23 protein-coding genes are annotated in these 22,361 nt (G+C 62.5%); 7 read left to right on the plus strand and 16 right to left on the minus strand.

The genetic code is table 11. The features are described from left to right. Window position 1 precedes the first annotated feature (1 nt). The 5 genes from BJ994_RS14370 to BJ994_RS14390 all read right to left on the minus strand — a co-directional run bounded on the left by BJ994_RS14370 (window position 2) and on the right by BJ994_RS14390 (window position 3,583). Window positions 2–406, minus strand: a complete 405-nt coding sequence (locus tag BJ994_RS14370; protein WP_167995120.1) for a cupin domain-containing protein — start codon at window positions 404–406, stop codon at window positions 2–4. Beyond that, on the minus strand, window positions 403–1,335 hold the full coding sequence (locus BJ994_RS14375; RefSeq protein ID WP_167995121.1) for an NAD(P)-dependent oxidoreductase: 933 nt from the start codon (window positions 1,333–1,335) through the stop codon (window positions 403–405). Before BJ994_RS14375 ends, BJ994_RS14370 begins: the two co-directional genes overlap by 4 nt. Continuing rightward, the gene (locus tag BJ994_RS14380) at window positions 1,332–2,189 is read right to left on the minus strand and encodes an SDR family NAD(P)-dependent oxidoreductase (protein WP_342450387.1); all 858 of its coding nucleotides are present in this window, start codon (window positions 2,187–2,189) and stop codon (window positions 1,332–1,334) included. Before BJ994_RS14380 ends, BJ994_RS14375 begins: the two co-directional genes overlap by 4 nt. Further along, window positions 2,186–3,010, minus strand: coding sequence for an N-acyl homoserine lactonase family protein (locus BJ994_RS14385; RefSeq protein WP_167995123.1), 825 nt, complete (start codon window positions 3,008–3,010; stop codon window positions 2,186–2,188). The genes BJ994_RS14380 and BJ994_RS14385 overlap by 4 nt, the downstream gene beginning before the upstream one ends. 168 nt (window positions 3,011–3,178) lie before the next feature. Beyond that, the gene (locus tag BJ994_RS14390; RefSeq protein ID WP_167995124.1) at window positions 3,179–3,583 is read right to left on the minus strand and encodes a VOC family protein; all 405 of its coding nucleotides are present in this window, start codon (window positions 3,581–3,583) and stop codon (window positions 3,179–3,181) included. An 88-nt stretch (window positions 3,584–3,671) separates the two neighbouring features. On the opposite strand from BJ994_RS14390, the gene BJ994_RS14395 reads away from it, so the two are divergent. Next, a complete protein-coding gene (locus tag BJ994_RS14395; protein ID WP_167995125.1) occupies window positions 3,672–4,316 on the plus strand; it encodes an alpha-ketoglutarate-dependent dioxygenase AlkB family protein in 645 nt (214 codons plus the stop codon). 4 nt (window positions 4,317–4,320) lie between these two features. On the opposite strand, the gene BJ994_RS14400 is transcribed toward BJ994_RS14395, so the two are convergent. The 9 genes from BJ994_RS14400 to BJ994_RS14440 all read right to left on the minus strand — a co-directional run bounded on the left by BJ994_RS14400 (window position 4,321) and on the right by BJ994_RS14440 (window position 14,576). Then, on the minus strand, window positions 4,321–5,505 hold the full coding sequence (locus BJ994_RS14400) for a Gfo/Idh/MocA family oxidoreductase (RefSeq protein ID WP_167995126.1): 1,185 nt from the start codon (window positions 5,503–5,505) through the stop codon (window positions 4,321–4,323). A gap of 23 nt (window positions 5,506–5,528) precedes the next feature. Further along, window positions 5,529–6,566, minus strand: coding sequence for a LacI family DNA-binding transcriptional regulator (locus tag BJ994_RS14405; protein WP_167995127.1), 1,038 nt, complete (start codon window positions 6,564–6,566; stop codon window positions 5,529–5,531). A gap of 121 nt (window positions 6,567–6,687) precedes the next feature. After that, a complete protein-coding gene (locus BJ994_RS14410; RefSeq protein WP_167995128.1) occupies window positions 6,688–8,349 on the minus strand; it encodes a type 2 periplasmic-binding domain-containing protein in 1,662 nt (553 codons plus the stop codon). 71 nt (window positions 8,350–8,420) lie between these two features. Then, window positions 8,421–9,344 (minus strand): carbohydrate ABC transporter permease, encoded by a 924-nt coding sequence (locus tag BJ994_RS14415; protein ID WP_167995129.1) that lies wholly within the window; start codon window positions 9,342–9,344, stop codon window positions 8,421–8,423. A gap of 30 nt (window positions 9,345–9,374) precedes the next feature. After that, on the minus strand, window positions 9,375–10,406 hold the full coding sequence (locus BJ994_RS14420; RefSeq protein WP_167995130.1) for an ABC transporter permease: 1,032 nt from the start codon (window positions 10,404–10,406) through the stop codon (window positions 9,375–9,377). Window positions 10,407–10,663: 257 nt separating this feature from the next. Beyond that, a complete protein-coding gene (locus BJ994_RS14425; protein WP_167995132.1) occupies window positions 10,664–11,185 on the minus strand; it encodes a mycothiol transferase in 522 nt (173 codons plus the stop codon). A gap of 171 nt (window positions 11,186–11,356) precedes the next feature. After that, window positions 11,357–12,232: a sugar phosphate isomerase/epimerase family protein gene (locus BJ994_RS14430; RefSeq protein ID WP_167995133.1), complete on the minus strand. Its 876-nt coding sequence runs from the start codon at window positions 12,230–12,232 to the stop codon at window positions 11,357–11,359. Then, window positions 12,229–13,443, minus strand: a complete 1,215-nt coding sequence (locus BJ994_RS14435) for a dihydrodipicolinate synthase family protein (RefSeq protein WP_167995134.1) — start codon at window positions 13,441–13,443, stop codon at window positions 12,229–12,231. The genes BJ994_RS14430 and BJ994_RS14435 overlap by 4 nt, the downstream gene beginning before the upstream one ends. Continuing rightward, window positions 13,440–14,576: a Gfo/Idh/MocA family protein gene (locus BJ994_RS14440; RefSeq protein ID WP_167996042.1), complete on the minus strand. Its 1,137-nt coding sequence runs from the start codon at window positions 14,574–14,576 to the stop codon at window positions 13,440–13,442. Before BJ994_RS14440 ends, BJ994_RS14435 begins: the two co-directional genes overlap by 4 nt. A gap of 196 nt (window positions 14,577–14,772) precedes the next feature. Here BJ994_RS14440 and BJ994_RS14445 point away from each other — a divergent pair, with 196 nt between their 5' ends. The 3 genes from BJ994_RS14445 (at window position 14,773) to BJ994_RS14455 (ending at window position 17,491) form a co-directional block, all read left to right on the plus strand. Then, window positions 14,773–15,780 (plus strand): substrate-binding domain-containing protein, encoded by a 1,008-nt coding sequence (locus BJ994_RS14445; protein WP_167995135.1) that lies wholly within the window; start codon window positions 14,773–14,775, stop codon window positions 15,778–15,780. Next, entirely contained in the window at window positions 15,777–16,898 is a 1,122-nt protein-coding gene (locus BJ994_RS14450) for a glycerate kinase (protein ID WP_167995136.1), read from the plus strand. The genes BJ994_RS14445 and BJ994_RS14450 overlap by 4 nt, the downstream gene beginning before the upstream one ends. Before the next feature lie 104 nt (window positions 16,899–17,002). After that, the gene (locus tag BJ994_RS14455; RefSeq protein ID WP_167995137.1) at window positions 17,003–17,491 is read left to right on the plus strand and encodes a MarR family winged helix-turn-helix transcriptional regulator; all 489 of its coding nucleotides are present in this window, start codon (window positions 17,003–17,005) and stop codon (window positions 17,489–17,491) included. Here BJ994_RS14455 and BJ994_RS14460 read toward each other — a convergent pair. Beyond that, on the minus strand, window positions 17,470–18,150 hold the full coding sequence (locus tag BJ994_RS14460; RefSeq protein WP_167995138.1) for a FadR/GntR family transcriptional regulator: 681 nt from the start codon (window positions 18,148–18,150) through the stop codon (window positions 17,470–17,472). The genes BJ994_RS14455 and BJ994_RS14460 overlap by 22 nt on opposite strands. Before the next feature lie 77 nt (window positions 18,151–18,227). On the opposite strand from BJ994_RS14460, the gene BJ994_RS14465 reads away from it, so the two are divergent. The 3 genes from BJ994_RS14465 (at window position 18,228) to BJ994_RS14475 (ending at window position 22,030) form a co-directional block, all read left to right on the plus strand. Then, on the plus strand, window positions 18,228–19,454 hold the full coding sequence (locus BJ994_RS14465; protein ID WP_167995139.1) for an alpha-hydroxy acid oxidase: 1,227 nt from the start codon (window positions 18,228–18,230) through the stop codon (window positions 19,452–19,454). Window positions 19,455–19,596: 142 nt separating this feature from the next. Next, window positions 19,597–19,902, plus strand: coding sequence for a hypothetical protein (locus BJ994_RS14470; protein WP_167995140.1), 306 nt, complete (start codon window positions 19,597–19,599; stop codon window positions 19,900–19,902). A gap of 274 nt (window positions 19,903–20,176) precedes the next feature. Then, window positions 20,177–22,030 (plus strand): S-layer homology domain-containing protein, encoded by a 1,854-nt coding sequence (locus tag BJ994_RS14475; protein ID WP_167995141.1) that lies wholly within the window; start codon window positions 20,177–20,179, stop codon window positions 22,028–22,030. Window positions 22,031–22,080: 50 nt separating this feature from the next. Here BJ994_RS14475 and BJ994_RS14480 read toward each other — a convergent pair whose 3' ends face one another. Beyond that, window positions 22,081–22,311, minus strand: a complete 231-nt coding sequence (locus BJ994_RS14480) for a CDGSH iron-sulfur domain-containing protein (RefSeq protein WP_167995142.1) — start codon at window positions 22,309–22,311, stop codon at window positions 22,081–22,083. Window positions 22,312–22,361 lie beyond the last annotated feature (50 nt).

Here is a 22,361-nt window from a genome sequence, read left to right on the forward strand (position 1 = left end):
GTCATTCCTTTCGAAGCTCTGCGATTTCGTTGTAGTCGGCGTCATCAACAGGACCCGCCCAATGCGTCGCACCTAGGGAGATTGCGGTGTGGGTCATGAATGAGTCCGCCGCCGCGCCGTGCCAATGCCGCTCCCCCGGCGGGCACCACACGGTGTCACCCGCGTTGAGGACCCGTGGTGCGTCATCATCGGCGGTCTGGATGAGGCCTCGCCCTGCCAGCACCTGCAGTATCTGACCGTTCTCGTGGTCGTGCCAGTAAGTTCGTGCTCCGGGTGTGAAGTTCACGGTATTGATTGTCACGCCGTCCGTGGCAACCATCGTCAGGTACGGGTATGCGATTCCGCTGAATCGGGAGCCCGCTTTGCCTGCGGTGCCGTCCTGTACTGGTCCATTGATGATTCTCATTGTTCCTCGGCTTCGTCGGATGCTAGTGGTGATTCCTGCGGGTCAAAGAGGCGCACTTTCCCGGAGACGTCACCGATGGCATCGACAACCGTGTTACTGATTTGATCGGCGTATCCTAGAGCGTTTGCGAGTCCAAAGCTGGCCAGCGGTCCGGCGGAGTTGGGGGTTGCGACACCCAAGTCGCCAACTAGTTCGACGTAGGCCATGACGTCCTTCATCATGAGCGAATTGGTCAAGCCGCCCTTGAGATAATCCCCAGTGATGATCTTCGGGAATCGGTTCAACGAGGCGAAGCTGACTCCGGAGCTGTTATTAATGACATCCAGCAGCACAGCTAGATCCAGGCCAGCTTTTTTGCCGGCCACCATGGCTTCGGCGGTCGCGGATAGCGTGATGGCGTTGAGGAAGTTGTTGATGAGCTTAGTGGTGTGCCCTGCCCCAGATTGGCCCGTGTAGAAGATTTTTGAGGCAAAACACTCAAAGGTAGGACGAGCTTGCTTCAGAATTTCTTCCTCACCCCCGACCATGAGAACAAGTTGACCTTTCTCTGCCGCTGCTGCTCCTCCAGATATACCCGCGTCGAGGTAACTCGCGCCGGTTGCCGCCACTTTGTCGGCGATCATCCGGGTCGAGGTGGGCGCCGACGTGCTGAGGTCAACGACGATCTGTCCGGGGCGTAAGTGATGAAGGACGCCGTCGTTCTCAAGCATCACCGATTCAACGACAGCACTCTTCGGAAGGGACAGCAGGACGATGTCTGCTCCCTCAGCCACTGCTCCTGCGCTGGCAGCGGGGTCAGCTCCTGCTGCATCGATATTTGAGGCAACCGGATCATAGCCCAGAAGATCGCGCCCGGTGGATGTGATGCACGTCGCCATCCGACCGCCCATGTTGCCTAGACCGATGAATCCAATACGTAGGTCACTCATTTGATCACTTCCTGCATGGCGTCGCCGTAGATAGAACTGTCAACACTGTCTGTACTCCAAGCACCAGCACCACCGCTGGGCCGAACCGTATTCACGATGGAGGCACCACCATCAGCGGCGATGACCTGACCAGTGACATAGGCGGAGTCTTCGCTAAGCAGGAAGGCAACCACGCCGGCGATCTCTTCAACTGTTCCAGCCCTACGTAACGGCGTCGTGCTAGCACGCCGCTCCATGTCATTTTTGCCACCGCTGGAGCTTGCGGCAGCAGCGAACAGTTCGGTCGGAACGATGCCTGGGGCCACTGCGTTGACCCTGATACCTAGAGGGCCCCCATAGACCGCTCCGCCATGAACCAGGCCAAGAACTCCGTGCTTGGAGGTGTGATAGGCCAGTAGATCTGCGGAACCGGTAAGACTCGCTATCGACGCTGTGATTGCTACATTCCCGACGGTGTGTTGCTCGGCGAACTGTCGGAAGGCGCCGCGCAGACCTAGGAACTGACCGCGAACATTGACATTCATAACCCTATCGAAGTCGTCTACTTCGACGTCGGGCAAATTCGCGAACTTACCGAAAATCCCTGCGTTGAGATGATGAAGGTCTACTCGTCCGAAAGCGTCTACAGCTTCCCTCATATACCTGTCGACGTCTGCTTCTACGGCGACATCGGCAGCGATGGCGATCGAAGAGGTGGGTAAGGCCTGAGCGACTTCTTCCGCAGCCGCGCCATTGATATCGACCACTACGACGTGGGCTCCGTCCTCCGCCAGCCTAGTTGCACTGGCCCGCCCTAAGCCGCTGCCTCCCCCCGTCACAACGGCCACTTTGCCGGCGAAACGCATACTGTTCATCGTTGCTCTTTCCTACCTATGGTCGCCGCCAGCCCCGCCAGCGGCCCCTCAACGACTGGTTCGAATCGTTCCAGGGTCGAAGGATCATGTCCGGTCACCAAGTGCTTGGCTGTGGTCTGCATCAGCTGTCGTACGGTGTCGAAACCTTCGTACATCTCTCGCAGGTCGTTAACGAATATGAAGGGAAGGTCTCGCTCGTATTCCTCGTAATAGTGGATAGCATCGGAAGCGAGCACAACCTGCCCTTCATCCGTCTCAACAACTACGATCGACTGACCGGGAGTATGACCGCCCACGCGCATCACGTCGATACCAGGGGCCACTTCGTAAGTATCGTTGAAAGTGGTGATGCGCTTCTCATCCGCAGCTTCCTTGAGGTAGCTCAGTTCCTGCGGCTCGATCGAGTGTTTGAATTGCAGGCGCCACGCAAAGTCGCTGAACCAAAAATCCTGTTCTGCTCGAGCCATGATGAGTTCCGAGTTGGGGAACAGGTCTAGGTTGCCGATGTGATCGTAATGGGCGTGTGTGACCACAACCTGTGGTGCGTCCTTCGCATCTATACCAAGGGCTGCGACTGCGGCCGCTGGCTCGATCAGGAATGTACGGTCGCGGACCTCGCCGCCGCGTCGGGAAAAGCCGGTGTCGACGACGACAGTGCGGTTCTGATTTTGGATAACCCAGAAGAAGTAGTCCATGTCCAAGGCATCGTCAGCTTCTTTGTATATGTGGAAGTTCAGGTATACGTCGCTCTTTATGGTCGAACGAGTTCCAAATTTCACGATTGTGACTTGGTACTTTTCCGTAAGGGAGATGTCAGCCATTTTGATTACACAATCGTCTCTGCGCGTTTGCTCGTCGAAGCCGTATCGTGTGCCACGATGTTCTGCTCACTGCTTTCAGGCAACCACTTAGGCAGCACTACCAATGCGATGAGCCCAATACAGATCTGGTGGAACGCCTGGGCCCGCACCAATTTCTCGTGAGGCATGTCAACCTGACTCAGGATCACCGGTTACCTCCTCGTAACTCTTCAAGCGGCGACGACTTGCAGCAGCTCGTTTGTTATTTTGTACGACAATCGTACGAACTGTCAATTTCGCCCTCATGATCTCCGCTTCAGCGAGCGACGCCCTCTCGGTCAGCGCCCGCACATCTGCGGTGGCGAAGTAGGTGACCCAGCCGTCCGGGAAACCTGACGCTTCCGAGTTTCCAATCATCCCGCCCACAGCGAGGCCGTCCGCGAGGAACTTCGTGTAGTGACCGTAGCCGGGGCCCAAGTCCTCCGCTCCCCAGCCAAGCAGCCCGCCGTAGAAATCGGCAGCTGCCGCAGTGTCTGAGCTGGTGAGGTCCACCCAGCAGGGCACTCCGTCGGGAAAGGTCTCTCGCGTAGGCATAGGTCCTCCTGATGGGGTTGTCAGTCGATGCGACTGATATCCCCCGCCCCTGACACAGACAACGGGTTCGACGGACGAGAATAGGTAGATGGCCCAGCTTCTCCCCCGCGAACGCACCGAGATCGCGCCCGGCGCCTTCCACGTCCCCGACTGGCTAAGCCCCGACCAGCAGCGCGAACTCATCGCCGCCTGCCGGGACTGGGCTACGGGTCCGGTCCCCATGCGGAACACCCGCATGCCGAACGGCTCCCACATGTCCGTCCAGACCGTCTGCCTGGGCTGGCACTGGATGCCGTACCGGTACAGCAAAACAGCCGACGACGTCGGCGGCGGCACAGTCGCCGAGTTCCCTTCGTGGCTGGCCGGGTTGGGACGCGACGCCGTGACAGCCGCCTACGGCGAGCGCGACGACAGCTACGAGCCCGACGCCGCGCTCATCAACTTCTACGATTCGACAGCGAAGATGGGGATGCATCAGGACCGTGAGGAGAAATCGCTGGCGCCGGTTGTGTCGCTGAGCATCGGCGACAGCTGCCTCTTCCGGTTCGGGAACACGGAGACCCGGAACAAGCCGTGGACAGACGTTCGGCTTGAATCCGGTGACCTGTTCGTGTTCGGGGGTGCGTCGAGGCTCGCGTACCACGGGGTGATGAAGACCTATCCGGGCACAGCCGAGCCGTCGCTGGAACTGAACGGCCGGCTCAACATCACGCTGCGGGTAACGGGGCTCTGAAGTGTCAGTCCCTCACGAGATCGCGCTGCCCCGTTTCGAAGTACTCCATCAGATCGTTCGGGAGCGGCGGGACCTCCCGCGCCGAACCGTCGCCCCGCAGTGACTCCGTGGCGAGCACGCCGGCCGCAACCGCCTGCCGGGCGGCAACCGGGTTGGTCCGCGTTGTACCACCGTGAACTGCGAAGTTCAGGAACTCCTCGATCAGGAGAGGGTCCGCTCCACCATGACCTCCGTTGCCGTCCTCGATCTCGATCACCTCGTCGGGCTGGGGAAAACCTGAGCCACGCGTTGTCCACAGGTTGATTGTCCCGCCCACTCCGTCGCCGAAATTCTCCATCCTGCCGCGGGTGCCGATGATCGTGTAGTTGCGCCAGTAGTCCGGTGTGAAGTGGCACTGCTGGTATGAGGCAAGGACCCCGTTGTCCAGAACCATGTTCATCATGGAAATGTCTTCAACGTCGATGGTCTCCGCGAGGTCCGTCTGCTCGCCGGGCGGCCAATTGTCAACTGAATACCAATCGCGCATACGCCTGCCCTTGTTGTCACGCCGGTTGGGTACGTCTCCGTAGACTGCCAGGTCTCCGACAGCCGAAACCCTTTGGGTATAGGCGCCCGCAAGCCAGTGGATGACGTCGATGTCGTGTGCCCCTTTCTGCAGCAAGAGCGACGTCACGTTGGCACGCTCCGCATGCCAGTCCTTGAAATAGAAGTCACCCCCGGCGCCAACAAAGTGCCGGCACCAGATCGCCTTGACCTCGCCAATCCGGCCATCCTCGATGAGTTCGCGCATCTGGGCGATCACCGGCATATGACGCATGTTGTGGCCAACGTACAAGCGTGTTCCGGTTTCGAAGGCGGTCTGCAGTATCAAGTCAGCGGCCTCGACCGTGATGTCCAGCGGCTTCTCGCAGAAGGTGGGAATGCCAGCCTTCAGCGTGCGGACAGCGACGGCGGCGTGCTGGTTATCAGGAGTCAGCACCAGTACGGCGTCAACACCACTTGTCAGCAACGTGTCGAGGTCGCCCGTTATCCGGGCAGTTGGAATACGCTTGGCCGCGTCCTGGCGACCCCGTTCGCTGGTGTCGCAGACGATAGTCACCTCCGAACCCCGTCCAGGTCGATGTGTTTGTTCCACCAGCGAGGCACGCAGCCCGAAGCCTACGATGCCGACTTTCAAGTCCTTCTCCACGGTTGGAGATCCCTTCTGTAGTTCTAGCTAAGACGCGTGAACGGGTTACGATCCGGAGCTGATTCACCGACGAACAGCTGCCATGGAAACTCAAGTACACCGGGCTCCTCTACCCTGGGCGTGCCCACCGCGCGGTCGAGGAGTAAACGTGCGATGCTGTCGAAGAAGCCGGCCGGGCCGACGGTCGTCAGCGAGGGTGCCATGCGCTCATCCACTGCGGAGTTACCCACGCCGATGATGTCGATGTCCTCACCCACGGTCAGTCCGAGTCGCTGCGCGGCGCTGATCGCACTCACAGCCACGTAGTCTGACGTGGCGTAGATGGCTGTCGGCCGTTCAGGCAGGCTAAGAAGTCTCGCAGCGGCAAAATACGCGTCTGTGGCCGACCCGTCAAAACACCCGACGTACTCCTCACGAAACGGCACTTCTGCCTGGGCGAGGGCCGACGTATAGGCCACATAGCGGGGCCCTCCGGGTGCAGCAGCTGACGGCGTCAAACATCCAATCCTGCGGTGCCCTTTCAACAGGTGTGCCATGGCCAGGTCGCACCCTGGTCTGGCGATGGAGCGGATGACGTCGAACCCCTCCGGTTCGATTTGCTCGTCGAAAACCACCAGCCTGGTCCCGCGGGCGGCCAGGCGGCGCGGCTCGGAACGGTGTTCCTCTTTCACCCCATCCACAAAGACCGCATCAGCACTATGCGTATCGAGAATCTTCACCCAGTTCGCGTCACCAAGGATCATCGGAGTAATCCCCAGCGGTTCCGCAGCCCTTTGCACAGCCTTGATCACCGATTGCGACCAGGGGTCGGAGAGCATCGTGAGCGAGAGAATGACGGTGTCCGTCTTCCCCATCCGAATGGCGCGTGCAGCCTGGTTGGGACGGTAGCCGAGTTGGCGGGCTGCCGCCTTCACCTTCTCGGCAGTCGGGTCGGAAACACCGGGACCGGTATCCCCGCGGCGGCCGGACAGCACATAGGAGACCGTTGCAGTTGAGACGCCGGCAAGTTCGGCCACCATACGGATGGTTGGCCGGGTTCCCGGACCGGTAGTCTTTGCCATTGCTTCCCCTATGCTCTTCCAAACCAAACCTTCACCACATTGTCCCTGAGCTTCCTCCCGCGGTGATGCTGAACGGTCAGCACCACCGCAAGGGAAAACCCGCGGGAGAACTCGTTTGAAGCTAACTTGAGAAGACCGGCGCCTCCGGGCTCAGCGCAGCTTGGTATTCTTCGCGCATCTTGTCGCCGCCTTCGCTCCTCCACCGCTTGATCGCGCCCTGGAGTTCGTCGAGCTTGGAACGCCCGGTGATGATGTCGACCACCTTGTCCCTGACCTGGGTAGTTATTTTCGCACCTACCCTCGCGTTGGTATCCGAGTAGGAACCATTGGTGGGGTTGCGCCACGCCATTTCGAGGAGTTTCTGCTCGGTCTCGCTGATGTAGCGGGTGTCGTCGTCGTATCCGGGATTGAAGATGACATTCTCGGGACTGGACATGATGTTGAGTGCCGAGACAAGTCCGGGAGCGTTGACCGTCCCTGATTCCGTGCGGATCGGGTTGCCTGTGCTGTCCAGCGTGTAGTCATCGCCCTCTGTGCCATAGTTCTTCTGCAGCCATTCCGACGTGCCAAAGGGAGCGGAGAGGTAATTGATGAGGGAGAGCAGTTCGCGGATCTTGCCCTCCTCTGCCTTTTTGAACGGCGTGAACCCGACCGTGCCGTATCCCATGTCGTAGGTGGGTGTGATTCCGCTTGTCGCGCTGAACGGTACGAGGATCTCGTACTTGCCGGCGTCGTCGAGCGCGCGGTAGCTCCGGAGGTCGTGCGGCCCGCTGGCCACCACGGCACCAATGGAACCGTTCACCACCCGTGCGACCAGGTCGGGCGTCTCGGCATCCGGGTAGATGACCCCTTCGGCGAACATCTTGACCATGAACTCGATCCCGGCCGCATAGGCGTCGGTTTCGAACGTATGGGTGAGCGTCCGGTCCTTGTTGACGGCCCAGCCGTTGGGCGCGCCGTACCATTCGGTGACCATGTGCAGCGCGTTGATGTAGTCGGGAGCCAGCGCCCACTTCTGCTCGCTGGGGCGGGTCATTTCCTTGGCTTTCTCGAGGAACTCCTCGGCACTGCCGGCGCTGAAGCCGCCCACCTCCGCCCAGGCGTCCCCGTTGCCGATGTAGACCTGGCCGAAAGGAGTGCTGGGAATCGGAGCCCCCCAGATCTTGCCATTGACGACGGCGGTCTTCCAGGAGTCCGGCTTCAGTGCCGCGAGGTTGGGGTATTCAAGTACAGCATCGCCCGACAGGTAGGGCGTGAGGTCCTGGAACTTGGCTTCCAGCATGGCTCCGACATTGGGGATGCCCTGGTTCGGCGGAACCCACATCATGTCCGGCAGATCATTGCTTGCCAGAACGGTCGCGAACTTCGCCGGGTACCCGTCGCCGATGTCCTGCGCGATCTGGAGTTCGAGGCGTCCGCCAAGTTTTTCGTTCAATCGTTGCCAGAACGGGTTGTCGTCCATTGCCGGGCTCATTACCTCAAAGGTTTCCGTCAAGCCGGTGACGGTGCCTTTCAGGGGCGGGGACTTCACGGACTGAATTGGATCAGGCAGTTTGAAGTAGGCGGCCTGCAGTCCCTTGGAGTTGCCTGCAATGGCGGGGGTAGTTCCGGTGAACTCCTTGAACGTGGGCAGCTTGACTGTTGCCGACGCAGACGCGCCGCCGTTGCCGGTTCCTCCGGTGCCGCTGCATGCGGACAGGCCTATGGTTGTCACTGCCAGGCCGGCGAGACCGAGAAAACCGCGCCGACTGAACCCGGGCTGACCTGAGGTGGCGATCGTCATTGAATTACCTCTCTATTGTTGTTCCCTCAGGGGAGGGAACGGGATTGTTTCCTGCTGGCGCGCCTTGCCGGCTAGCCCTTGACGGCGCCGGTGATGACGCCCTTGGTGAAGTGCCTCTGAAGGAATGGGTAAACCATGAGAATCGGCACCAAAGCCACCACCACAACTGCCATCTGTATCGACTGCGGCGGTGCCGTCGTCGAAATTCCCAACTGCTCGGCTGCCCCACTGCTCTGGACCACGAAGTTTCGAAGAAGCAGCTGGATTGGCCACTTGCTCTGGTCATTGATGTAGAGCAACGCGTTGAAGAAGGAGTTCCAGAAAGAGACGGCGTAGAAGAGCCCGACGACGGCGATGACCGCTTTCGACAGCGGCACCACAATGCGCCAGAGGATCTGCCAGTCGGTGGCACCGTCGATTCGGGCGCTCTCGATCAGTTCGCCCGGGATGTTCATGAAGAACGCACGCATCACCACAAAATTGAAGGCAGCGAACACGCCGGGAAGGATCAGTGACCACAGCGAGTCCAGCAGGCCCAGCTGACGGATCATCAGGAAGGAGGGAATGAGACCCGGTGTGAACAGCAGGGTGAAGAGAACCGCTATCACGATGGGACGCCCGAACAGTACCGGGCGGCTGGTTGCGTAGGCCATGGTGATCGTGACGAATAGGGCCAGCACGGTACCCACTGAAGTTATGAAGAGGCTGACTCCCAGCGACTGGAGCACCAACGGTCCCTTGAAGATGGTTATGTATGCGTCAAGATTTGGCCGCTCCGGCCACAGCACGAAGCCGCCCGCCTCGACAATCTGCTCGTTGTCCGCCAGCGATGTGGATACCACCAGCAGGATGGGAAGCAGGATGGAAAGGCTGAAGAGTATCAGTACCAGGGACTTGATCGCCTGCTGCAGGAGGGACGGGCGTTCCTGCCACGGTGGGCGCTTCGGATCGAAACTGAGTGCCTTGTCATTTCGCTTGAGCAATGTAGATGCCATAGTGTCTCCTTCGCCTGGCCCGCCCGGAGGCTAGCCGACCTTCCGTGCAAAGATGCCGTCTTCGCCGAAGCGGTGGGCAAGCTTGTTGGCGCCGTAGATCAGCAGCGCTCCGACAACGCCTTTGGCCAGACCCGCGGCCGCACCTGAACTCCAGCCGCCGCCAATAACGCCCGTGTAATAGGCAAAGGTGTCCAGGACTTCCGCTGCATCCGCCCCTACGGCGTCGCGCTGAAGTATGTACTGCTCAAAACCAACGGACAGAATGTCTCCGATACGCAGAATGAGCAACAGGATGATGACAGGACGCAGACCAGGCAGAGTGATGTGCCACATGCGCCGCCATCGCCCTGCTCCGTCCACGGCCGCCGCTTCGTAGAGTGCGGCGTCGATGCTCGCCAGTGCAGCGAGGAAGATGATCATTGCCCATCCGGCGTCCTTCCAGATCATTTGCACAACGACCAGCAGTGGGAACGTATCCGGGTTGGACATGAACGGGATCGGGTCAAGGCCCATATCCCGGAGGACGTTGTTCACGAAACCTGCGCCGCCGAGCATCTGCTGGAAGAACGCGATGACGAGCACCCAGGACAGGAAATGCGGCAGGTACGCAATGCTTTGGAAGATTCTGCGCACCCTGTTGCTGACCAACGAATCGACCATCAGCGCCAGGATCAGCGGAATGGGAAAGAGCAAAACCAACTGCCAGGCCGCGAGGTACAACGTATTCCAGAACGCCCGAATGAAGTCCGGGTTGTTGAAGAGGTCTGAAAAGTTCTGCCAGCCGACGAACATGCTGTTCCCGATGCCCAAAAACGGTTGGTAGTCCTGGAACGCGATGACGTTGCCCAGAATGGGGATGTAGAAGAAGAGCAGCAGGAAGGCTACGCCGGGGACCATCATCAGCAGCATCTGCTTGTCGCGGCGCAGCCTGTTACGGAAGCTCTGCGAGGAAGGTTGAGGCTGTTTGCTCCCCCTCTTATTTGGAACCCTGTTCGGTTTCGCTGCAACCGGAAGACGCTGCGACGGAAGCGCGTCCGGCGCCTGCTTCGTCGTCGAATTCATCCATCTCTCCCTTGGTCGTGCTCGGGTAGTGATCTCTAGCACACGATTAAACGTTTAACAGAGCGTAAACGATCATCCGATGAGCTTGCAAGGGGTTACCGGACGGTAATTTGGAGCCGACAAAAACTATGCTGCGTGCAGGATCCGGTACGCGCACGGTATCGGTCACACCGTTCCGCTACGGCCGCGCAGTGCGCCGGCAGGAAGCCAGCGGAATCGTATACCCGGCCCGGACTGCATAGGGGGCTAGAAAGTATCTAGAGCAGCAGCCCCCGAAGGTACGCTGCCTGCCCGGCATGCTGCAGGCAGTCCTCCACCACGCTGACCAGCCGAACCCGCATCGTGACAGGCGGATCCCAGGACGCATCGACAATCCGGTTGAGGTCCGTCTCGTTTAACCCGCGGATGAACTCCATGCTGCGGGCGTGAACGGCGGAGTGGTACTCCACCAGCTGGCGGCTGGATTCCACTCGGACCTTGTCTACGTCGTTGGACGTGTGGCCGTACCCGGTGTCTTCCCGCGGGAGGTCGAGGTCGAATCTCTCCGCCCAACCTTCGGTGAGCCACAACTCGTTCCGTTCAGCGGCGTCGGCCAGATGATTGTCCTGCACCCGGATCAGATGCCAGATGAGCCAGCCAACGCTGTTGCCGGCTTGCCCCGACCCCTCCGGAAGCGTGGGCCGGTAGGCGAGCTGACCGGCGCCGAGCCCGTCCAGCGCCTGAGCCACCGCATCGGAGATCCGGCCGAATGCTTCCTCGAGTACTTCGCTTCCGCTCATAGGGTCAGCCTAACGGGGCGTCATGTCCGGCGGGAGTGTGGCCTGCGGGAGACGCTGGAGCATCGGTGCGCAACCTGGACACGGTCGGGAGCAAACTGGAGACCGGTGAGCAGTATGTCCCTCACCGATCTCCAGTTTGCTCACCTCAACGCCTCGAACGGGACGACTGACCTACAGGTGCGGCTCCACCAACGTCTCATAGCGGGACTTCACCGTCGCCAGCACGGACGAAGCCGCCGAATCCCAGATCGACTGGTTGAAGATCTCCACCTCAACCGGCCCGGCGTAACCGGTAGCAGCGACCATGCGGGTCACAGCCTCGAAGTCGATATAGCCATCGCCCATATACCCGCGGGAGAGCAGCGCATCGGCTGCGATCGGCAGGTTCCAGTCGCACACCTGGTAGGACGCGATGCGCCCCTCGGCGCCGGCCCGCTGAATCGAGGACTCCAGCGCCGGATCCCACCACACATGGAAGGTATCGACGACGACGCCGACAGTCGCCGACGGGAACGGCGCCGCCAGATCCAGTGCCTGGCCCAGCGTCGAAAGCACCGCCCGATCCGCCGCATACATCGGGTGCAGCGGCTCAAGGACCAGCCGCACATCGTGCTCCTGCGCAACGGGCACCAGTTCCGAAATGCGGTCCGCAACCCGCTGGCGGGCAGCGGCGACGTCCTTCGCTCCGGGAGCGGAAGGATCGACGGCGGGACCACCGGTCAGCAACCCGGCTGCAGGCAGACCGCCCACCACCATGATCAGTTCGCGGGTCCCGAGCGTTGCAGCTTCGACGATCGCCTGCGTGTTGTCGGCAAGCGCCGCGGCCTGACCGGCGTCGTCGGCAGCCGTAAGGAACCCACCCCGGCACAGGCTGGACACGGACAGACCAGCATCGGAGACAAGCCGCGCCGCCTTGTCCAGACCGGCCTCAGCGACCCGGTCACGCCAGACGCCGATGTGCTGCAGTCCAGCCTCCGCGGAAAGAGAAACCGCCTCGGCTAGCGTGATGTTCTTCGTGGTCGCCGTGTTCAGCGAGAGGCGGCTCATGCATCCACCCCGTAGCTGGCCAGCAGCCCCTCGAACCGGCGGGCGGCCAGCTCGGGATCGAGGAGGAGCCCCGCCTTGTCCGCTAGACGGAATGTCTCGGTCAGATGCAGGACCGACCGGCCGGAATGCAGGCCGCCCACCATCTGGAAGCCGGGCTGGTATCCGTTGACCCAGGACAGGAACGCGACGCCGGTCTTGTAGTAGAACGTCGGCGCGCTGAAGATGTGCTTCCCGAGTTCCCGTGTCGAGTCGAGGATGGCTCGCCCGCGGGCGTTGTCGCCGTCGTCGTACGCCTGCAACGCAGCCGACGCGGCAGGATAGATCGCCGCGAAGATGCCCAGCAGCGCATCCGAGTAGTGTGTCCCGTCGCCGTGGATCAGTTCGGGGTAGTTGAAATCGTCACCGGTATACAGGCGGACACTGGCGGGAAGCGCTGCCCGCAACGCAGTTTCGTGCGCCGCATCCAGCAGCGACACCTTCACGCCGTCCACCTTCTCCGGCTGGCTGCGGATCAGGTCGAGGAAGATGTCGGTGGCCGTGGAAACCTCGGACGAACCCCAGTAGCCCTCAAGCGCCGGGTCGAACATGGTCCCAAGCCAGTGCAGGATCACCGGCTCGTCGGCCTCGGCAAGGAGCAGCCCGTACACGTACTGGTAATCCGCGGGACCCTGTGCCACCGCTGCGAGCGCCCGCGAAGCCATCAGGATGACCTTCGCCCCGGCGTCGGACACCACTTTGATCTGCTCGCGGTAGGCCTCGACGACGGCGTTCAGCCCGGCGCGCCCAGACGGCAGTGAAGCCAGGTCCAGCTGGTCCGTGCCGGCGCCGCAGGCAAGTAGGTCCCGCACGGACTTGCCGAGCGTCGCGTCAGCATTCGAGCCGACGACGGCGGCCGCCTCAGCCCCTGAACGACGGATCAGTTCCTGCGTGGCAGCCCAGTCCAGTCCCATGCCGCGTTGGGCGGTATCCATGGCGTCGGCGACGCCGAGCCCGTAGGACCAGAGCTCCCGACGGTAGTTGAGCGTGGTGTCCCAGTCGAGGACGGCGGGCGCACCCGGGGTGTTGTCTGCGGTCACTTGCGGGATTACGTGCGCCGCGGCGTAAGCGTGACGGGCCGTGAGGGGCGCGGTCGGCTTTGCCCATTCAACAGCAGCGGCAAGCTCGTAACGCTCAAGCGAACCATCGAGAGTAGGAAGGTAGAGCGAGGTCATAGCGTGATCTCCGGGATGTCCAGGGTACGGCGCTCCGCGGAGGACTGCAGGCCCAGTTCGGCCAGCTGCACGCCGCGGGCAGCCGAGAGGAGGCCGAAGCGGTGCTCGCGGCCGGCGGAGACGTCGCGGAGGAACTCTTCCCACTGCAGCTTGAAGCCGTTGTCCAGCTCAGCGTTCGCGGGGACTTCCTGCCACTGGTCGCGGAAGGACTCGGTGACGGGCAGGTCCGGGTTCCAGACTGGCTTCGGGGTGTGGGCGCGCTGCTGGGCGACGCACTTGTTGAGGCCCGCGACTGCTGAGCCGTGGGTTCCGTCGATCTGGAATTCGACCAGTTCGTCGCGGTAGACGCGGACCGCCCAGGAGGAGTTGATCTGCGCCAGGACCGCGTCGCCAGCGGGAGTCTCGAGCTCGAAAATGCCGTACGCGGCGTCGTCGGCCGTCGCCTTGTATTCCTTACCCTGCTCGTCCCAGCGGGTGGGGATGTGGGTGACTGTGTTGGCGTTGACGGTCTTGACGGTGCCGATGATGCCCTCAAGCACGTAGTTCCAGTGGCAGAACATGTCAGTGGTCATGCCGCCGCCGTCTTCCTTGCGGTAGTTCCAGGACGGGCGCTGCGCCTCCTGGTGCTCACCTTCGAAGACCCAGTAGCCGAATTCGCCGCGGAGCGAAAGGATGCGGCCGAAGAAGCCTTCGTCCACCAGGCGGCGCAGCTTCACGAGGCCGGGCAGGTACAGCTTGTCGTGCACAACGCCCGCCGTGACGCCGGCCTCCCGCGCGATGCGTGCCAGCTCAACGGCTTCCTCCAGCGTCTCGGCCGTGGGCTTCTCGGTGTAGACATGCTTGCCGGCGGCCATCGCCTTCTTCAGGGTGGCAGCGCGGAGCGAGGTCATCGAGGCGTCGAAGACGACGTCGACGCTCGGGTCATTGATGATCCCGTCCAGGTCAGTGGTCCAGTGCTCCACCTTGTGCTGCTGGGCCAGGTCGCGGATCTTCGCTTCGTTGCGGCCTACGAGGATGGGCTCAACCTGCACCTTGGTGCCGTCAGCGAGGGTGACTCCACCCTGTTCGCGGATGGGCAGGATGGAGCGCAGCAGGTGCTGGCGGTAGCCCATGCGGCCGGTGATGCCATTCATCGCGATGCGGATGGTCTTGGTCTCTGTCACGTTCACTCCCGGAAGGATCAGTAAAGTTGTTGGAAAGCGCTTTCCACTTTAGAGTGGGACGAGGAGTACGTCAAGACCCAACTTCCGTTGAGTGTCGGGATAATCACCCTTTGCGGACCTGGAAGAGCGATTATCTCCACACTCACGGGAGAAGCAAAGGAGCAACGTGGCCGCTGTAACCCTCTCGGGTGTCGCCCGGCATGCCGGGGTTTCCCTCGCTACGGCATCGCGCGTCCTCAACGGATCCTCACGCCGTCCGGCCGAGGAGATCGCCGAACGCGTGCGCGCCGCCGCCCTTGAACTCGGCTACGTTCCGAACGCCCAGGCCCAGGCGCTGGCTCGCTCCTCAACGGGTCTCGTGGGCCTGGTGGTCCATGACATCTCGGACCCCTACTTCTCCTCCATAGCGCGCGGCGTCCAGCATGCGGCGCGAAACTACCGGCGCCAGGTGCTGCTGGCCAGCACCGACCCTTCCGAGGGAGCCGAGCGCGACGCCGTCAGCGCCTTTGCCTCCCACCGCACCGACGCGATCATCCTCGCGGGTTCAAGGCGCACGACGCCGGACCCCGAGCTTGAGCGCGAACTCGAGCGCTACGAAGCGAACGGCGGACGCGTGGTCACCATCGGCGGCTCTCCCAGGGCCGGGCTGACGGTCCCGGTGGGAAATGCCGACGGCGCCGCCGCCCTCGTCGCCGAACTGGTCTCCCGCGGGATCCGGCGGTTCGCCATCCTGGCCGGGCCTGGCGAACTGAATACCGCACGGGACCGCGCCAAGGGCTTCACCGACGCGCTCGCAGAGGCTGGGCTGGAGGCCGCCGCCGTCGTCGAATCCGCCTTCACCCGCGAGGGCGGCTTCGACGCTGCACAGCGCTGCTGGAAGGAAATCGCCGGCGAGCGCGGCGTCTGCATGCTGGCCGTCAATGACGTCATGGCGATCGGCGCGATCGCCGGGCTGCGCGCTGTCGGGGTGTCTGTGCCGGAGGACGCCCTCGTCACCGGCTTCGACGACATCCCGACCCTGCGCGACTACTTCCCCGCCCTCACCACGGTCCGCCTTCCCCTGGAACAGCTGGGTGAGGACGCCGCAAACCTCGCGCTCGATCCCGACCATCCCGCCCCGGAAACCATCCGCGGCGCCGTCATCATTCGCCAATCCGCAGGAGCGCACGCATGAGGATTCTGATCGCCCCCGACAAGTTCAAGGGCACCCTCACCGGCGCCGAAGCCGCCGAGGCGATGGCCGCCGGCATCCGCCGCGCGCTTCCGGACGCCGAGATCACCACGCAGCCCATCGCCGACGGCGGCGAAGGCACCCTTGAGGCAGTCCTTGCAGCCGGCGGCGAGCGCCGCGAAACGGTTGTCCGCGGACCGCTCTCGGACTCGCTTACCGCACCGTGGGCACTCACGGGGTCAACGGCCGTCATCGAGACCGCCCGTGCCAGCGGGCTTGAGTTCGTCTCGCCGACCACTCAGACCGCAGGCGACGCCCACTGCTACGGGAGCGGGGAACTGATCGCCGCCGCCCTGGACGCGGGAGTCACCGAGATTGTGCTGGGTGTAGGAGGTTCGGCGATGACCGACGGCGGCTCGGGTGCTCTTCGCGCCCTGGGCGCGCGCATTCTTGACGACGACGGCGCCGCGCGACCCTTGGGCGGCCTGGCGCTGGCCCGCGCGTCCCGGCTGGACCTTGAGGGACTCGATTCTCGGTTGAAGGACGTTCGCCTGCGCATCGCCGTCGACGTGCAGAACCCGCTGCATGGGCCGGACGGCGCCGCCTACATCTTCGGTGCCCAGAAGGGCGCGGATGCGCAGATGCAGGAGGCACTTGACGCGGCCCTCGTCCAGTGGGCTCGCGTATTGCGGGAAGCGACAGGGGTGGATGTGCAGCAGCCCGGAGCGGGGGCAGCGGGCGGATTCCCGTCTGCCTTCGTGGCCTGTACCGGTGCTTCCCTGGAGCCCGGCTTCGATCTGGTTGCGGACCTTACGGGACTCGAGGAGAAGCTTGAGGGCTGCGATCTCGTTGTCACGGGCGAAGGTTCACTGGATGCGCAGTCGGAATTCGGCAAGGCTCCCCTGGGACTGGCCGACCGCGCCCGGCGCCGGAATCTTCCCGTCCTTGCGGTCGCCGGCCGCATCACGCTCAGCGAAGAGGCACTGGCGGGGCATGGGGTACTGCATTCCCGCAGTCTGGCCGCGACCGCGCCGTCCGTGGATGCTGCCATGGCGGAGGCCGCGCTGTATACGGGCGTCGCCGCCGAGGAAGTAATGAGGGCTTACCTCTCCTGTTCCTGAGGTCTTGACATCACTCTTTTGAGCCTGCACGGTTGATTCCAGCTTATTCGTAAGTAAGCTGATGATTAGACAGATAAACGGTTCGACAGGAGGGTGAAGAGCGCATGCCGGATCTTTCAGCCTGGTCGACGGGCAGGCTGCTCACCACAGCGGCGCGGCTGGTGGAGCAATCATGGAATCAGAGGCTCGCTGAGCTGGATGTCACGCACGCCGGCTTCACGGCACTTGCCGTGCTTGCCGGACACGGACCACTCAGGCAGGCCCAGCTTGCCGAACTGGTGCACGTGCAGGCGCAAACCATCGGCAAAACCCTTAACCGGCTTGAGACCAGAGGCCACATCGAACGCACGCGGGGAGACGATGACCGTCGTAGCCAGACGGTGCGGATCACTGACAAGGGCCGCGAAACCCTTGAAAAGGGGCGGGACATCGAGCGGACGCTGGTTTCCGATGAGGCACTGCTCTCCCCGGAATTGCGGTCACACCTTCGTGCTGCAATCGAGGAACTGGCCCAACCGCAGCGCGCGGCGAACGCCCGGGGGAACCTGCGGGCAGTGGAGCAGCCGGAGTCCTACAACCCCGCCTCCTCGTAGAAGCCCTCGATGTGGCGGGCTATCAGGCTCGCTGCGCAGGCGCCGTCGTCGTTCCTTATTGCCTCGTGAATACTGCGGTGCTCCGCACGCAACCGGGCGGACGTGGCTTCCCAATCCGGAAGATTGCGGGTGAGCCGTAGCGTGTAGCCCTCGATCGAACCGCGCAGCGAGGACATCATTGCGCCAATCAGCACGTTTCCGGCGGCTTCGGCCAGCGCAACATGGAACAGCGCGTCCAACCGCAGGAACTCTTTCTGGTCCAGAGCGGCAGCGTCCATGGAGTCCAGCAAATTCACCGCCTCAGCCATTGCCGCCGAGGAACCATCCGCATGTGCGGCTGCCCAGGTTTCCAGGAGCAGCCGCGTCTGCACGATATCCTCCACCGGCAGGTGCGAGGTTGCCATATGCAGTCGCAGCGCAGAACCGAGCGCTGCACCGGGGTTCGCCGTGATGACGGTGCCTGCTCCAGGCCCGGAGCCGACGCCGGCACGGACTATGCCCATGGCCTCCAGGACCCGGATCCCCTCGCGGGCGGAGGCCCTCGAGATCCCGAGCTGCTCCGCGACCGTCCGCTCCCCCGGAAGCCGGTCGCCGACCGCCAACCGGCCGGCGCCCAACTCCTTCTCAAGCCACGACTGAACGAGCTGATGGGTGCGCATTCCGCAAGTTTAGCTTGCGTGGTCAGGCCACAGGTCGATAGTGTGGTCGGACCACACTTCCCGACAGAAGGTTTCCCATGTCGTACTCCCCCGCGGCGCTCAAGCGCCGGATCCCCAAAGTTGCCGATCTGGCTCCGCTCATGCAGTTCAAGAAGCCGGACTTCAGCCAGAGCGCACGGCTGAACCGGGCAAACACCATCGGGGACCTGCGGGCCATCGCCAAACGCCGCACCCCCACCGCCCCCTTCGACTACACCGACGGTGCCGCAGAAGCCGAGATCACTCTCCGTCGCGCCCGCGAGGCGTTCCTGGACATCGAGTTCCGCCCGGGCATCCTGCGCAACGTGGAGAAGGTTGACACCTCTGTCACGGTGCTCGGCAAGGAGTCCGCCCTACCGTTCGGCATAGCACCCACCGGATTCACCCGCATGATGCAGTCCGAGGGTGAATATGCCGGGTCGCAGGCCGCGGAGGCCGCCGGGATTCCCTACACCCTTTCCACTATGGGAACCGCCTCGATCGAAGACGTTGCCGAGGCCGCCCCGGACGGACGCAACTGGTTCCAGCTGTACCTGTGGACAGACCGCGAACGCTCCATGGAGTTGATCAACCGGGCCGCGGCAGCCGGCAATGACACGCTGATGGTAACGGTGGACACCGCCGTCGCCGGCTCCCGCCTGCGGGACGTGCGCAACGGCATGACCATCCCGCCGGCACTGAGCCTGAAGACGGTGATCGATGCCTCGTACCGACCGGCCTGGTGGTTCAACTTCCTGACACATGAGCCGCTCGCATTCGCATCACTCAACCGGTACTCGGGCACGGTTGCCGACCTGATCAACTCGATGTTCGACCCCACGCTCACCTTCGAGGACCTCGACTGGCTGCGGAAGGCATGGAAGGGCAACCTCGTGGTCAAGGGCATCCAGACCCTCGATGATGCCAAGAAGGTTGTGGACCACGGCGCTGACGGCATTGTGCTGTCCAACCACGGCGGGCGCCAGTTGGACCGCGCGCCGATCCCCCTGCGCCTGCTGCCCGAGGTCGCAGCAGAGCTCAAGGGCAAAACCTCGATCATGCTGGACACCGGCATCATGAGCGGCGGAGACATTGTCGCAGCGCTCGCACTTGGCGCCGACTTCACGCTGATCGGACGCGCGTACCTGTACGGGCTCATGGCAGGTGGACGCGCAGGCGTGGACCGCACCATCGCGATCCTGGGCAAGGAAATTGCGCGGACCATGCAGCTGCTCGGCGTCACCGAAGTTGAGGACCTCACCCCGGATCACGTCCGTTTCCTCTGAGTTGGAAGCTGATTCCTGCCTGCCACGTGTCGAATGCGGCAGGCAGGACAAAAATCCTCCTCAGGGATTAGTATCAGGAGGGTGACTCGCGGGTGCGGGTTCCGTGAGACCTGGGGGTCAAATTAAAATGAGGCGTCGGCGGGTGCATTATCCGTTGAAATACCGGCGTGCCCGGACCGTTCTGTATGCAGTTGCGCTCTTCTGGCTGTGGACCTGGTTCGGCAGCGCCGCGTTCATTGCGAGCCTGTTCCATTCCCCCATCCACGCAATCATTGCCATGTATGCGCTCTTCGCCTTTGTACTTCTATCGATCCCGGTCTTTCTGCTGGCCCTGGCCCAGCTGGTACTGAACCGGCCCGCAGAGGTGCACGACGGCGTCGTCGTTCCGCTTGATGGTCAGCGCAAGCCGTCCGGGCCCTCACCGCGTATGCAGCGGCAAGCCTCCTGAATTCCAGAAAATTGCCTGGAGAAATCAACAATTCGATTGGCGATAATTCCGACGACTTCGAATGGGTATTCGAACGTCTTGCGTTGAAGCTGCGGAAAAACTGAGCCTACTGAGATAATCCTTCGCATATCTCCGGCGTTTTTCCGTCAATTCATAAACATATACTTGGTGCGGGACCTTAAAGGGCTGAAGCTTTCAGCGCCCCGGGCGCCGCTTCTTCGGGGAGAAGGGCGGCGCCTTGGGTCCCATCTCACTCGTACCACCAAGGATCAACATGGCTCTACTTCAGCGTTCCACCGCGACGCTCACCGGCGTACTGCTCCTGGCGGGCAGCCTCACAGTCGGCGTTTCCCAGGCATCGGCAGAAACAGCCGAGACACCACCAGCGCTCACACACGAGCATGACCACGGCGGGATGTCACAACTCCAGATCGAGAGTGAATCGGCGCTCGGGCTGCCGGACAACCTCAAGCTCTCCGATCACACCTTCGAAGGAACAATCCCATCAGACTCCGGGCAGCGTGGGGCTTCGCCGCAGGGCTCGGCGATGTCTCCACTGGGGGCAGGCGGGACGCTCTCGCGCCGGGGCAACATCGATGTCACGCTGGTAACCGTCGATCTGGCCGACAGCGGAGCGCAGGTTCCGTACGACACAGCCAAGCGGGCCGTCGATCATGCGAATGGCTATTGGAAGTCGATGTCCAACGGGCGCATCACCATGTCCGTGGGTTCAAAGGTCATCAATCACAAGTCCGCCGCACGCTCCACCTGGAGCTATTCGGACATCATGAATAAGGTCACCGCCGAGCTGCGCTGGAGCTACAGTCCCTATAAGGCTCTGGTTGTGTTCATTCCTTCCGGGCTTCAGGGCGGGATCTTGGGCTACGGCTGGAGCAGCAACGGGACCAGCGGTCGCATCCTGATGCCACAGATCACCAACTTCACCACCAATGTGATGGCGCACGAGTTTGGACATGTGCTGGGCCTGATGCATGCAGATTCGCTTGAATGCACCAATGGCGCATCCGATACCCCGGTCTTCGGTTACGGTTGCGGCATCCGCGCCTACGGCGACACGTCTGACCTCATGGGGCTTTCCCGCTGGTTCGACACGCCGGCGATCAGCTCCAGCTTCTGGGACTACGGCGGGTTCGGTCGGGGCGATGAGATCCTGAACGCGGGCATCGCTGCGGGGCGCAAAACGTACACCCTGCGTCCCTGGGCAGGAACAGCGGCGAACCGCGCAGTTAAGTTCACGGATCCGCGCAGCAGGGAGACTTACTACCTGGAACTCCGAACTCCCGTCGGCTTCGATACCAACCTGGCCGTCGGCGGCAACCGTGGTGTGAAGATCGTTCAGAACGGTGGTGCGACATCGGCGTCTTCGATCGCCCTCATGCCGTCCACCCGTCCGTACCCGGGCTACTACGCCAGCAATACTGCCTGGCAGGCCGGCCAGGTATTCACCACGCACGCCGGCACAACAGTCACGATCAACTCGGTCGCCAACGATCGCGCGGTGGTTACCATCGATGCCGGTCTCCCGTTCAAGGATCTGCGCGTCTCTACGCTTCGCAACGAGATCGAGTGGCTTGCCGCGAACAAGCTCACCAATGGCTGGCCTGACGGCACCTACCGTCCGCTGAGCACCATGACCCGCGAGCAGATGGCAGCGTTCCTCTACCGGATGGCGAATCCGGGCGTCAAGGTGGCCCCGAAGCCGCGCACGGCACCGTTCAGGGATGTCCCGGCGAACCACGTCTTTGCCGGCGAGATCGCCTGGATGAAGAACATGGACGTGGCCAACGGCTGGTCGGACGGGTACTTCCGCCCGACGTCGCCCATCATGCGTGATCAGATGGCTGCATTCCTGCACCGCTACGCCGCCCAGGTATGCGCCGTGCCGGCCGCCGCCAACTACCGGCCGGGGGCGTCCAGCTTCGTCGACGTGAACTCGTCCACCTTCTTCAGCCGCGAAATCTCGTGGATGGCGACGGCAGACGTTTCCCACGGTTGGGTAGTCGGCGGTAGGGCGGAGTACCGGCCGCTGGCGCCGATCACCCGCGAACAGATGGCGGCGTTCATTTCGCGTCTGGACGGTTATCTGGACCGTAACGGCGGCTGCTGACCCCCGAACAAGACGGTGGGCCTTCCCAGATGGGAGGGCCCACTGCTTGTTTAAGCGTCTGTTTCCAGGTCAGGGTCGCTGCGGAAGTTGATGAGCTTGTGCGTTCCATCGCAGTACGGCTTGATGGCAGACGCACCGCACCGGCAAAGAGCTACGGTCTTACGACGGCGGGGCACCGGCTCACCCGCGGGAGTCACGATCGCGATATCACCGCGCACCAGAAGCGGTCCGTCCGGGCATACGACGATGCTTTCGTCATCATTCCCGTTTCGGTTCCCCATAGTGGCTCCTTCACTGAGCAGCGGCACGTTGGCCCGCACCCACGATACTA

The sequence above is a fragment of the Arthrobacter pigmenti genome, assembly GCF_011927905.1.
Classification (GTDB): domain Bacteria; phylum Actinomycetota; class Actinomycetes; order Actinomycetales; family Micrococcaceae; genus Arthrobacter_D; species Arthrobacter_D pigmenti.